The sequence below is a fragment of the Streptomyces sp. NBC_00190 genome (genome assembly GCF_036203305.1).
Lineage (GTDB): Bacteria > Actinomycetota > Actinomycetes > Streptomycetales > Streptomycetaceae > Streptomyces.
The window spans coordinates 7731674-7744295 of record NZ_CP108131.1 but is presented as its reverse complement, the minus strand read 5'-3'; the positions used below and the strand labels follow the sequence as shown (position 1 = coordinate 7744295).

The window sequence follows — 12622 nt, the reverse complement described above, 5'->3', positions numbered from 1 at the left end:
GACCCCGGCGCCCACGGGCCTCACTTCCACGCGGCGCGCAGTGCGTCACCGTGGGCGGCGAGCCAGGTGCGGAAGTCCTGGAGCGCGGGATTGAGGTCGCGGACGGCGGTGAGGTCGCGGGCCGCGGTGAAGCGCGCCTCGCAGTCGGCGTAGAACTGGAACATGTTCCCCGCCTCGTCGGCGCCCGGGAAGCCCAGCGCCCGGAAGGCGTCCGCCGTGACGGACTGGTACCGAACGGGCTCGCCGATGGCCTGCGAGAGCGCCGACGCCATGTCGGCGACCTTGAGGTGTTCGCCGGCGATGCTCACGGTGGCGGCGATGAGGTCGGTGTCGCGCTTGAACACGGCCAGGGCGGTCTTGCCGATGTCGTCCACCGCGATGCCGGAGAGCCTGCTCTCCCCCATCGGGAGCACCAACTGGAGCACGCCGTCCTCCGCCCGCTGCGGGGCGAACGTGCCGATCAGGTTCTCCCAGTAGAACGTGGTGCGCAGGAAGGTCGTCGGTACGCCCTCCTCGGCGAAGTAGTGGTCGGCCTCCGCCTTGCCGTCGAAGTGCGGCACCTTGTAGCGCTCCTGGAGCGTGGGCATCCGTGCGTCCTCCAGCGGGATGCAGTCGCGCGTGTCCTCCAGGGTGGACCAGATCGCGTGCTGGACCCCGGCGTGCGAGGCGGCCCGGGCGAGCGCCAGCGCCTGGGCCTTCTCCCGCTCTGCGGACATGTGCTCCCAGAAGTTGGTGACCAGGTAGGCGCCGTACGCGTGCTCGAAGGCGGGGGCCAGGCTCGCCTCGTCGTCCATGTCGGCCTGGACCACCTCCACCCCGAGCCGCTCCAGCTCCCGGGCCTTCTCGGAGTCCGTATGACGGGTCACCGCCCGGATCGCGAACTCGCTCTCCCGGTCCGCCAGGATCGCCCGCACCAGGCCACCGCCCTGCGAGCCGGTCGCGCCGAACACCGTGATCGTCTTCTTCTCGCCCATGACCCTCTTCTTCGCACACTCTCCGCTTCCGGATCGTCACGCCACGCTGATCCGGCGGCGTGACCCCGTAACCCCCGGCGTGGCGGATCGTTTCTCTGGGTGTCGCAGATACACACCCGCGTCCCCCGCGGTGTACGCGGCCCAGGGCCCGGGGAATCCATCACCCCCGGGCCCTCGGTCATGCCATGGCCTCCCGCACGGTCGCGGCCACGCGGTCGGAGTGGGGGCCACTGACGGTGATCCGGGTGAAGGGCGACGGCGGCGACAGCTCGACGAGGACGACGTCCGGATGCGTGCGCCGGATCGCCACGAAGTCCTCGCCCGTGGCGTGCCGCCACCTCCCCAGGCACAGCGCGCCGGGAATGAGCGTGCCCTGCGCCCGCACGCCGCGCAGGGCGCGCCACCAGTCCGGCGTGACCTCCACCTGGGTCAGACTCGTCAGCGGGACGCGTACGTCACCGCGTCGGGCCGCCGGCCTCTCCCACCACGCAAGGCGGACCACCAGATCGTCGCCGTCGACGCACAGCCGTGCCATGTCACACCCCTTCCGGTCGAGGATCTGGTCCACCTACCCGGAGTATGCCCATTTACAGGGATACCGGCGCACCTTCCGGGGCCCCGGAAAATGCCATGCCCTCGGCCGGACGGCTCACTACACTCGCCGTACGCGCCGCCGGCAGGGCGGCGTCGTACGCCTCATGCCGAGTGAAGAGAAGGGGAGCCGGGCCATGTGCACCAACCGCACCGCAGCCGCCGTCGCTCCCCCGTCCCGGTACGACGTGATCCCGGTGTCTCACGGCGCGCGGTGCCGGCTGCGCGGCCGTCACCGTATGCCCGTGACGCACTGTTAGTTTCCTTCCCCTTCCCCCCGCTTCCCTTACGACGCCTCCCCGGACCGTGTGCCGGGCAGGGCGGCGGCGCAGCCGCGCGGGGCGGAGCGGGGCGGGACCGCGTCCGGGAATCGCGCTGCCCTCTTCCTCATCTTCGAATCATTCGAAAGGCCTCGGGCCATGCGCACCAACCGGCGACCTCTCGCCACGACTTCCCCCGCCACCACCACCGTCCGCAACTTGGGCATCCTCGCCCACGTCGACGCCGGCAAGACCACGATCACCGAACGCATCCTGTTCACGACCGGTGCCATCCACAAGCGTGGCGAGGTGCACGACGGCACGACCGTCACCGACTTCGACGCCCAGGAACGCGACCGCGGTATCACCATCTTCGCCGCGGCCGTCAGCTGCACCTGGGACGGACATCGCGTCAACCTGATCGACACCCCGGGCCACGTCGACTTCTCCGACGAGGTCGAACGGTCCCTGCGGGTGCTGGACGGGGCGGTCGCGGTGTTCGACGCCGTCGCCGGGGTCGAGCCGCAGAGCGAGTCGGTGTGGCGGCAGGCGGACCGGCACGGTGTGCCGCGGATCGCCTTCGTCAACAAGCTGGACCGGGCGGGCGCCGACCTCGACACGGCCGTCGCCTCGATCCGGGAGCGGCTGGGCGCGGTTCCCCTTGTGGTCCAGCTGCCCATCGGGACGGAGGACGCCTTCACCGGCGTCGTCGACCTGCTGGAAATGCGCTCGCTGCTCTGGCGCTCCGGCCACGACTCGTACGAGACGGGGCCGGTGCCCGAGCCGCTGCGTGAGGAGGCACAGCGGCGCCGCCGACTCCTGGAGGAGACGGTGGCCGAGCTCCACGCGGACGCCCTGGAGGAGTTCTGCGCGACATCGGCACTGACCGGGCAGACCCTGGCCCGCGCCCTGCGGGAGCTGACGCTCCGTGGGGACGGCGTGGTGGTGCTGTGCGGTTCGGCGTACCGCAACCGCGGTGTCGAGCCGCTGCTGGACGCGGTCCTGGCGTACCTGCCGTCGCCCGCGGACATGCCGCCGGTACGCGGCACTGCCGACGGCGCGGAGCAGGAGCGCGCACCCGATCCGGCGGAGCCGTTCGCGGCCCTCGCCTTCAAGGTGACGGCGACACCGACCGGGCGGCTCACCTACCTGCGCGTCTACTCGGGCACGCTCCGCAAGGGCGAGTCCGTGCTGGACGCCGGTACGGGCCGTACGGAGCGGGTCGGCCGGATCCTGCGGGTGCAGGCCGACCGCCACGAGGAGCGGGAGGAGGCGGTCGCCGGTGACATCGTCGCGGTGATCGGGCTGAAGGCCGCCCGGGCGGGCACGACCCTGTGCGCGCCGGGCGCGCCCGTGGTCCTCGAACCGCCCACGGTGGCCGATCCGGTGGTGTCGGTGGCGGTCGAGGCCGGCCGCAGCTCCGACACCGGACGCCTCTCGGCCGCGCTGGCGCGGCTCGCCGAGGAGGATCCCTCCCTGGTGGTGCGGTCCGACCCGGAAACCGGGCAGACCGTGCTGTCCGGGATGGGCGAACTCCATCTGGAGGTCGCGGTGGAGAAGATCCGCAGCGGCCACGGGGTGGAGGTCGTCGTCGGGCGGCCGCAGGTCTCCTACCGGGAGACCGTCGTACGCGGGGTGACCGGGCTGGTCCACCGGCATGTCAAACAGGAGGGTGGCGCGGGCCAGTTCGCGCACGTCGTCATCGATGTCGAGCCGCTGGAGGAGGTGGGCTTCGAGTTCCGGTCGACGGTCGTCGGCGGCCGCGTGCCGCAGGAGTACGCGCGCGCCGTGGAGGCGGGCTGCCGGGACGCCCTCGCGGAGGGCCCCCTCGGGGGCTTCCCGGTGACGGGGCTCCGGGTCACGCTCACCGACGGGGCGACCCACTCCAAGGACTCCTCTGACATGGCGTTCCGGGCGGCGGGCCGGTTCGCGCTGCGCGAGGCGCTGCGCGTCAGCACGGTGGAGCTGCTGGAGCCGGTCGTGGAGGTCACGGTGACCGTCCCGCAGGACGGTGTGGGCGGAGTCCTCGGTGACCTCGCGGCCCGCCGCGGACGGGTCAGCGGATCCACCTCCGGGTCCGGCACCGCGGTGATCAGCGCGACCGTGCCACTGGCCGAGCTGTTCGGCTACGCGTCCCGGCTGCGCGGCCGCACCCAGGGCCGGGGGGCCTTCACCACCCGCCCGGCCGGCCTCTCGCCGGTCCCGGCCTCGGTCGCGGCGGCCCTGCTGACCCGGTAACCGCCGGACCGGCCGCCCCGCCCCCCACCACGGGGGGGCGGGGCGGTCCGGGGCCTCGCACGGCCCGGGCCCTAAGCGGCCTCGGGGAAGTGGGGCACGTCCCCGCGCCTCCCCCAGCTACCGCTGGGAGGTGCCCCCAGGCACGGCACCTCGCCGCGTTGTCGCAGTACCCGAGTACGTCCAGTACAAGGGACGTCCAGTACAAGGGACGTCCGCACTGCTCCGCCTTGCGATGCACCGCACCGGACGACGCGGAAACGCACCCCACTTCCCCGAGGCCGCTTAGGCTGCACCTCTGGTGGTATCCGCAGACAGGCAAGGTGCACATGTTCGAGTCGCCGCAGGACAATCCGTACCCCGACAGCCACGTCCTCGGTGAGGGCCCCGATCCGCACCCGCTGCTGCGGCCCGTACTGCCCCTGCTGGGGCGCTGGCACGGTCGCGGCCGCGGTGAGTACCCGACCCTGGAGCAGGACTTCCGGTACGAGCAGGAGATCACCTTCAGCCACGACGGCCGCCCCTTCCTGCGCTACGAGGCACGCGCGTGGCTGATCGACGAGTCCGGGACCCCGGTCCGCCCGGCGGGGCGCGAGGCCGGGTGGTGGCGGGTGACGCCCGACGCGTCCCTGGAAGTCGTGCTCGCCCACCCCACCGGCATCGTCGAGACGTACGTGGGGCGGGTGTCCGCCACGGAGATCGAGATCGAGACCAAGGACGTGGCGCTGACGCCCCTGGCCAAGGAGGTCACCGGCACGCGGCGCCACTACGCGCTGCAGGGCGAGGAGATGACGGTCACTCACGACATGGCGGCCGTGGGCCAACCCCTCCAGCACCACCTGACGACCCACCTGCGCCGGCGCCCGTCCTCTTCCTGAGACCACCCGGATGCCCGGCGCTGTCCGAGCGTGGTCCGCTCCCCTCTCTCGCATAGTCGTGGCATCGGAGAGGGAGGGTCGACGGTGCATGTGGGACGACGGGCCGCGATGACGGCGCTGCTGGCCGCCGGGCTCGCACCGGGTTCCGGCGCGCGGGCGGCGGGCGCGGGCCCGCGACCGCCGACGGCGCTGCTCGGCAGCGAGATCCGCCGGCTGCCCACCGCCCGCAGGGTCGTGGCCCTCACCTTCAACGCCGCATGGGACGAGAGCGGGATCGACACCGTCCTGGGCGAACTGCGGCGCCGGAAGGTGCCGGCCACGTTCTTCCCGACCGGCCGCTTCGCCGATGCCCACCCCGCGGCGGTGCGCGCCATGGCGGCGTCGCACGGCCTGGGCAACCACTCGTACAGCCACCCCTACTTCGCCGACCTGAGCGCCGCGGACCGGGCGGACGAGGTGCGCCGCGCCGACGCGGCGATCCGCAGGGCATCCGGGGCCGAGCCCCTGCCCCTCTTCCGCTTCCCCTACAGCGCGACCACCGCGGACTGCGTGGCCGACGTCAACGACCTCGGCTACGCGGCCATCGAGTTCACCCAGGACACCAAGGGGTATCTCGGCCCGGCGGGCGGCATGACCGTGGACGAGGCGGTGGCGCGGGCCGTGGACGCCCTCTGCCCCGGCGCGATCATCCAGATGCACGTGGGCAGTACCGGCGACGGCGTCGTCATCGACGCCCAGGCGCTGCCCCGGATCATCGACGCGGCTCAGGACGACGAGTACGAGATCATCGACCTCCGTCGGTTCCTCACGGAGGCGGCCGCTCCCTGACGGCGAACGCGCCGTCGTTCAGCGGTCATTCACCGGCGTCGCGTCGCGTGAGGGCCCGGCTTCCCGCCGCGATGGCGAGGGCGGCGACGATCAGGGCCGCCGCGACCGCGAACGTGATCCGCATACCGGTGGCAACGGCCTCGGGGCGTCCCGTCGCCACGTCGGTGGTCGCCGAGGCGAGCGCGAACACGGCGCCCATGACCGAGGCGCCGGTGATGAGCCCGAGATTGCGCGACAGGTTGAGCATGCCGGAGACGACACCCCGCCGGTCCGGGCGGACATCCGCCATGACGGCCGTGTTGTTGGCCGTCTGGAACACCGCGTAGCCGGCGGTGACGACCGCGAGGGGGGCCACGTAGCCGAGGACGCCGAGCGTCGCCGGGATCACGGACAGCAGCAGGCAGCCGGCCGTCATGGCGGTGAGCCCGGCGAGGGTCATGCGCACCGCACCGAAACGGTCCGCGATGCGGCCGGCCGGCACACCGGTCAGCGCGGCCACCAGCGGGCCGGCGGACAGGACGAGCCCGACCATGGCCTCGCCGAGGCCCAGCGTTCGGGAGAGGTAGAACGGCCCGACCACCAGCGTCGCCATCATCACCGTCGAAACGAGCGTGCTCGTGGCGAGGCTCGCGCTCAGCGCCGGCTCACGGAAGACCGCCGGCCGGATCAGCGGTGACGCGGCTCGCGCCTCGACGCGTACGAAGAGACCCGCTCCCAGGGCGGCAGCCAGCAGCAGAGCCGTGTTGAGCGGGCCGAAACCGCCGCGCCCCAGGGTCATGGCGAGTGCGTAGGCCGCGAGCGTCAGGGCGAGCAGCAGCGTGCCCAGGTGGTCGAAGCCCGCCCGGTCCTTCTTGGGATCCCGCCCGTCGACGGGCAGGTGGCGGTGGGCGAGGAGCAGGGTCAGGATGCCGAGCGGCGCGTTCACGAGGAAGATCGCCCGCCAGCCGGGGCCGGAGATCAGGGCGCCGCCCAGCGAGGGACCGAGGGCGGTACCGATCGCGGACATCGTCCCGAGCAGCCCCATGGCGCTGCCGGTCCTCGCCTTCGGCACCGTCTCGCCGACGAAGGCCATGGTGAGGGCCATCATGACGGCCGCTCCGAGGCCCTGCACCGCGCGGGCGACGATCAGCCACCACAGGGTGGGCGCGAGACCGCACAGCACCGAGGCGGCCGTGAACAGGGATATCCCGGCCAGCAGAAGCCGCCGGCGGCCGACGATGTCGCCGAGGCGTCCGACGCTGACGATGAGGGTGGTGATGGCGAGGAGGTAGGCGAGGACGATCCACTGGACCTGCTGGAAGGAGGCGGTGAACACCTGCGCCAGGGCCGGCAGGCCGACGTTGGCGATGCTGGTGCCGAGCGAGGACAGCAGCATGGACAGGGAGAGTCCGGCGAGCGCCCACCGAACGGCGGGCGTCCCCGGGGTACTTGCGGCTGCGGCCTCCTCCTTTCGTACGCTGCGGATGTGGTCGGTGCTGTGGCGGCCGTGGCCGGAATCGCTGTGTGGGCTCATGCGCAGGAGGGTGCGCCCGCCGGACGGTGGCGGCAAACTTTGTTGCCGATTCCGGGACGGCGGAGTGGAATGCCCCCATGGACACACCACCGCCGTACCAGGCGGTCCTCGACGAGGTCGCCCCCCGGCTCAAGCGGCTGCGCGCCCAGCGCGGGCTCACCCTGGCCGCGCTCTCCGAGGCGACCGGCATCTCCAAGAGCACCCTTTCCCGGCTGGAATCCGGTCAGCGCCGCCCGAGCCTGGAGCTGCTGCTGCCGCTCGCAGGCGCCTACCACGTACCCCTGGACGACCTCGTCGGCGCCCCCGAGGTGGGGGATCCCCGGGTCAGGCTGACACCCGGCACCCTGCCGAGGGGCGGTACGTTCCTCCCCCTCACCCGGAGCACGGGCCCCCTCCAGGCATACAAGATGATCATCAATGACCGGGGCGGCGAGCCGGAACTCCGTGCGCACGAGGGCTACGAGTGGCTGTACGTGCTGGACGGCCGGCTGCGCATCGTCCTCGCCGAGCACGACCTGGTCCTCGGCCCCGGTGAGGCCGCCGAGTTCGACACCCGGGTGCCCCACTGGTTCAGCAGCGCGGACGGGCGGCCCGTCGAGATCCTCAGCCTCTTCGGGAGACAGGGCGAGCGCATGCACGTCCGCGCCAAGCCCCGCGCCTGACACCCCGGCATCCGGACCGGATCGAGCCGCTCATTCTTCGTCAGCAGCCTCCGGGGCGGCGCCCTGCTGCGCCCCGGCGCGTCGGGCGACCACCGCGGCGGCAGCGATCGCGCTGGCCGCGAAGGCCAGCGCGACCGTCCACCGCCGGTCGAAGCAGTGTCCGGTGGCGTGGTCGACGGAGTAGCGGCCCGGTCCGGCGAGGCCGACGGCGGCCGCGGTGAACCCGAGGAACGCGGGGTACTCGAACCCGCCGCCCTGGTTGAAGAACCCGGCGGGCGCGTGTACGGACACGGCGCCCGCCATGGCTCCGGCCGCCGCGGCGCCGGCAGCCGGCGTGGCCAGACCCAGGACCAGCAGCGCCCCACCGCCGGCCTCACCCAGACCGGCCGCGATCGCGCTCTCCCGCCCGGGCCTGAAACCCATGTGCTCCATCGCGGCCGCCGTTCCCTCCAGACCCGCGCCGCCGAACCACCCGAAGAGCTTCTGCGTGCCGTGCGCCATCAGCACCGCGCCGGTACCGGCCCGCAGCGCCAGCAGGCCAAGGTCACGTCGGTTGATGCGGCTCATCGGGGGTCTCCTCGCGGATGGGTGGCTGCGCACACGGCGCACACGGCGATACGCACCCCATCCGTATCCGCTCCGGGCGCCACCGCCCCCGCATCCGCCCTGAGATCCTCCGTACGGGCCTACGGGCCCGCCTACCATGTGCGCATGAGCGCAAGCACGCACCTGGCAGGTGCAGAGAGCTCGCAGGAGCAGGATCAGGGCGAGCGCCTCGCGGTCGCCGTGTCCGTCCTCGCGCTGCTCGCCGACGCCACCCGTCTGGCGCTGCTGGACGAGCTCGGGCGCGGCGAGGCCGATGTCGGCACGCTCACCGAGGCCTGCGGGGCCGCCCGGCCCTCCGTGAGCCAGCACCTCGCCAAGCTCCGCCTCGCCGGGCTCGTCACCAGCCGCAAGGACGGCCGCCGCGTGGTCTACGCCCTGCGCCACGGGCATCTGCGGCGTCTGGTGGACGAGGCCCTGAGCGTCGCCGACCACCAGCTGCGCTCCCTTCCGCCGCACGACTGACCGCACGGCCGGACGCACGACCGGCTCGCCGACCGACCGCGCGCCGGTCCCGTAACCGACATGTGCACAGGTACGCACATGTTGGTTATGGTGGTGGGGTCAGGGGACTCCCCACGCCGCCGACCCGACCCGGGACGGGACCGATGCTGTCCGTACTGCGCAATCGCACCTACCGGCGCCTGTTCACCGCCCAGGCCGTCGCCCTGGTCGGCACCGGGCTCGCGACCGTCGCGCTCAGCCTGCTCGCGTACGACATCGCCGGGAACGACGCCTCGGCGGTGCTCGGGACGGCCTTGGCGATCAAGATGACCGCCTACGTCGCCATCGCCCCGCTCGTCGGCGCGGTCGCCGACCGGATCCCGCGCCGCACCCTGATGGTGGCGACGGACCTGACCCGGGCCGCGGTCGCCGCGGCCCTGCCCTTCGTCACCGAGGTCTGGGAGATCTACCTGCTGATCTTCCTGCTCCAGGCGGCCTCGGCGGCCTTCACGCCCGTCTTCCAGGCGACCGTCCCCGAGGTGCTGCCCGCCGAGCGCGACTACACCCGGGCCCTGTCCATGTCCCGGCTCGCCTACGACCTGGAGAGCCTGTTCAGCCCGGCGCTGGCCGCGGCCCTGCTGACCCTGGTCTCCTACGGCTGGCTGTTCGCCGGGACCACCATCGGCTTCGCCGCCTCCGCGGCCCTCGTCCTGGCCACCGTGCTGCCCCGGCCCGCGCCCGTCGAGCGCACCGCGGGCGCCTACGCCAAGGCCGCCTTCGGAGCCCACCTGTTCCGGGCGACACCCCGCCTGCGGGCCCTGCTCGCCCTCGACCTCGCGGTGGCTGCCGCCGGAGCCATCGTCTTCGTCGACACGGTCGTCCTGGTACGGGACCACTTCGGCCGCCCCGCGGGCGCCGTCTCCCTCGCCCTCGGCGCCTACGGCGCGGGATCCGCGCTGACCGCGCTGCTGCTGCCGCGCCTGCTGAGCCGCGTCCCCGACCGCGCCCTGATGCTCCCGGCCGCCCTCGCCCTGCCGGTGGTCCTGGCCGCCGTCGCCGCCGTCACCTCGACGTCACCGGCCGCCTGGTCATGGACCGCGATCCTGCTGCTCTGGGCCTTGATCGGCGCCGCCTGTTCCGCCGTACTGACCCCCGGCGGCCGCGTGATCCGCCGCTCCACCGCCGACGCGGACCTGCCCGCCGCGTTCGCCGCGCAGTTCTCCCTCTCCCACGGCTGCTGGCTGCTGACGTACCCCCTGGCCGGCTGGCTCGCCGCCGGAGCCGGGCTTCCGGTGACCGCGATGGTCCTCGGCGCCGTCTCCCTGGCCGCCGCCGCGGCCGCCGCCGCCCTGTGGCCCGCCCGCGACCCGTCCCGGCTCGAACACGTCCACCCCGACCTGCCTCCCGGCCACCCCCACCTGGCCGACGCCCGCCCCGCGGCGGGCGGCTGGCGGCACGGTCACCACTACGTCATCGACCAGCACCACCACCACTGGCCGGCCACCGGTCTCACAGCGGTTTCGCGCGGGCGATGACCAGGGCGACGTCGTCGTGGTCATCCGGTCGGCGCAGCGTGTCCAGGAGCCTGTCGCAGGTCTCCTCCAGCGGGCGGCTGGTGTCGGCGAGCAGCTCCAGGAGGAGGCCGAGGCGCTCGTCGATGGGCTGGTCCCGGGTCTCGACCAGGCCGTCGGTGTACAGGACCAGCTGGTCGCCGGGCTCCATCCGCACGGAGGTGGCCTCGAAGGGGATGCCGCCCACGCCCAGCGGGGTCCCGGTGGGCAGGTCGAGCAGCTGGGGGGCCCGGCCGGAACGGATGAGGACCGGGGGCAGGTGTCCGGCGACGGCGATGCGGCACTGCGCGCGGTGGGGGTCGTAGACGGCGTAGACGCACGTCGCGATGGTCTCCTCCAGGGCGCTGGTGGTGCGGTCCAGCTGTTCGAGTACGCGGGTGGGTTCGAGGGCCAGTTCCGCGAGGGTGCGGGTGGCGGTGCGCAGCTGTCCCATGCCCGCGGCGGCGTTGATCCCGCTGCCCATGACGTCTCCGACGACGAGGACGGTGGTGTCGTCCGGCTGGGCGATGGCGTCGAACCAGTCACCGCCGATCTCGCTGGTGGCCGCGGCCGGCCGGTAGCGGTAGGCGACCTCCAGGCCGGGGGTGGGCGGCGGGTGGTGCGGGAGCAGGTGGTGCTGGAGGGCGAGGGCGGTGTGGTGCGCGTTGCGGTACCAGCGGGCGTTGTCGATGCACACGGCGGCGCGGGCGGCCAGTTCGCCCGCCAGGATGATGTCGTCGTCGTTGAACGGCAGCGGGTTGCGGGTGCGTTTGAGGTCGAGGGCGCCGAGCACCTCGCCGCGGGCGATGAGCGGCACGGCCAGGTAGGAGCGCAGGCCGGCGCGGGCCAGCAGGGCGGCCGCGTCGTCGTCCCGGGCGATGCGCGAGATGTCGTGTGCGTGCACGTGCGCCACCAGTACCGGGTGGCCGGTCGTCACGGACCGGGTGACCAGGCGGTCCGCCGCGTACCGGGCGATGTCGCCCGGGGGGTCCGCTGCGCGGACGGCTTCGCTGGGATAGGCGGAGGCCACGGCCAGGGCCCGGAACACCGCCGGTTCGTGGGCGGAGGACTTCAGGCTCGGCCGGCCTTCGAGGACGGAGTCGAGGATGTCGACCGCGGCGATGTCGGCCAGTTCGGGCACGACGACCTCGGCGAGTTCGCGGGCGGTCTGATCCAGGTCGAGGGTGGTGCCGATGCGCACCGTCGCGTCCGCGATCAGGGCGAGGCGGCGTCGGCTGCGGGCGATCTCTTTGGCCGCCAGGTGGCTCTGGGTGACGTCCACCACGGAGGTCGCCAGGCCCAGCACCCGCCCGGTGGCGTCCTCCAGCCGGTAGTACGACACCGACCAGGCGTGTTCATGATGCTGATCGCCGTGGGTGTGTCCGGCGGTGAACTGCTCGACCAGTGGCGTGCCCGTGGCCAGGACCTGGCGCATCGCCGCCTCGACGGCGGCCGCGTCGTCGAGGAAGGACAGGGCCTCGCGGACACCCCGTCCGATGTGCTCGGAGGCGGGGAGCCCGTTGATGCGCTCCAGCGACGGATTGACCAGGACGTAGCGCAGGTCGGTGTCCAGGACCGCCAGCCCGATCGGGGACTGGGCCACCAGACGGGCGGAGAGGGCCAGGTCCCGCTCCAGCTGCCGCAGCCGTGTGCGGTCCGTGGCGATCCCGAGGGCGTACAGGTCTCCGCGCTCGTCCAGGAGCCGCATGTTGCGAAACTCGACCAGGCGCGTGCTGCCGTCCTTGTGCCGTACGGGGAACGCTCCGGCCCAGTCACCCGCGCCGCCCATGACCCGCGCGAACAGTTCCACGACCAGGTCCACGTGGTCCTCGGACGCCAGCAGGCGGGCGGCGGGCCGTCCGAGGGCCTCCTCGGCCGGCCACCCGAACAGCTGCTCGGCCTGCGGGCTCCACAGGGCGACCCGCCCCTCGGCGTCGAGGACGACCGCCGCGACGTTCAGGACGTCGAGCAGCCCGCTCGGCGGGGAAACCCCGGCCTCGGCGCGCCTTGCGCCGCCCGTCGCGAAGGCATCGGTCGCATCCATCAACGGCGCTCCCTTCCCGGCTGGCTTTCATCGTCCCTCC

General features: G+C 73.2%; 11 protein-coding genes. 6 read left to right on the top strand and 5 right to left on the bottom strand.

All coding sequences use genetic code 11. The annotated features are described in order from the left end of the window. Positions 1-20: 20 nt before the first annotated feature. Together OG429_RS35880 and OG429_RS35875 are read right to left on the bottom strand one after the other, a co-directional pair. Positions 21-974 carry an NmrA/HSCARG family protein gene (locus OG429_RS35880; protein ID WP_328929428.1) on the bottom strand — a complete coding sequence of 318 codons (954 nt, stop codon included), beginning with the start codon at positions 972-974 and terminating at the stop codon, positions 21-23. 178 nt (positions 975-1152) lie between these two features. Then, positions 1153-1509 carry a hypothetical protein gene (locus OG429_RS35875; protein ID WP_328929427.1) on the bottom strand — a complete coding sequence of 119 codons (357 nt, stop codon included), beginning with the start codon at positions 1507-1509 and terminating at the stop codon, positions 1153-1155. Positions 1510-1984: 475 nt separating this feature from the next. Here OG429_RS35875 and fusA point away from each other — a divergent pair, with 475 nt between their 5' ends. From fusA to OG429_RS35860, 3 genes are all read left to right on the top strand, one after another. Further along, positions 1985-4063, top strand: coding sequence for an elongation factor G (fusA, locus tag OG429_RS35870; RefSeq protein ID WP_328929426.1), 2079 nt, complete (start codon positions 1985-1987; stop codon positions 4061-4063). Positions 4064-4389: 326 nt separating this feature from the next. Continuing rightward, on the top strand, positions 4390-4938 hold the full coding sequence (locus tag OG429_RS35865) for an FABP family protein (protein ID WP_328929425.1): 549 nt from the start codon (positions 4390-4392) through the stop codon (positions 4936-4938). A gap of 84 nt (positions 4939-5022) precedes the next feature. Continuing rightward, on the top strand, positions 5023-5766 hold the full coding sequence (locus tag OG429_RS35860; protein ID WP_328929424.1) for a polysaccharide deacetylase family protein: 744 nt from the start codon (positions 5023-5025) through the stop codon (positions 5764-5766). 25 nt (positions 5767-5791) lie between these two features. Here OG429_RS35860 and OG429_RS35855 read toward each other — a convergent pair whose 3' ends face one another. Beyond that, a complete protein-coding gene (locus OG429_RS35855) occupies positions 5792-7279 on the bottom strand; it encodes an MFS transporter (RefSeq protein ID WP_328929423.1) in 1488 nt (495 codons plus the stop codon). Between the two features lie 77 nt (positions 7280-7356). On the opposite strand from OG429_RS35855, the gene OG429_RS35850 reads away from it, so the two are divergent. Next, positions 7357-7941, top strand: a complete 585-nt coding sequence (locus OG429_RS35850; protein WP_328929422.1) for a helix-turn-helix domain-containing protein — start codon at positions 7357-7359, stop codon at positions 7939-7941. Positions 7942-7971: 30 nt separating this feature from the next. On the opposite strand, the gene OG429_RS35845 is transcribed toward OG429_RS35850, so the two are convergent. Then, complete coding sequence (locus tag OG429_RS35845) at positions 7972-8508, bottom strand: DoxX family protein (protein WP_328929421.1); 537 nt, start codon at positions 8506-8508, stop codon at positions 7972-7974. A gap of 144 nt (positions 8509-8652) precedes the next feature. Between OG429_RS35845 and OG429_RS35840 the strand changes: the two genes are divergently transcribed. Beyond that, positions 8653-9009: an ArsR/SmtB family transcription factor gene (locus OG429_RS35840; RefSeq protein ID WP_328929420.1), complete on the top strand. Its 357-nt coding sequence runs from the start codon at positions 8653-8655 to the stop codon at positions 9007-9009. A 143-nt stretch (positions 9010-9152) separates the two neighbouring features. Continuing rightward, complete coding sequence (locus OG429_RS35835) at positions 9153-10523, top strand: MFS transporter (protein WP_328929419.1); 1371 nt, start codon at positions 9153-9155, stop codon at positions 10521-10523. On the opposite strand, the gene OG429_RS35830 is transcribed toward OG429_RS35835, so the two are convergent. Then, positions 10498-12582 carry a SpoIIE family protein phosphatase gene (locus OG429_RS35830; RefSeq protein ID WP_328929418.1) on the bottom strand — a complete coding sequence of 695 codons (2085 nt, stop codon included), beginning with the start codon at positions 12580-12582 and terminating at the stop codon, positions 10498-10500. The genes OG429_RS35835 and OG429_RS35830 overlap by 26 nt on opposite strands. Positions 12583-12622 lie beyond the last annotated feature (40 nt).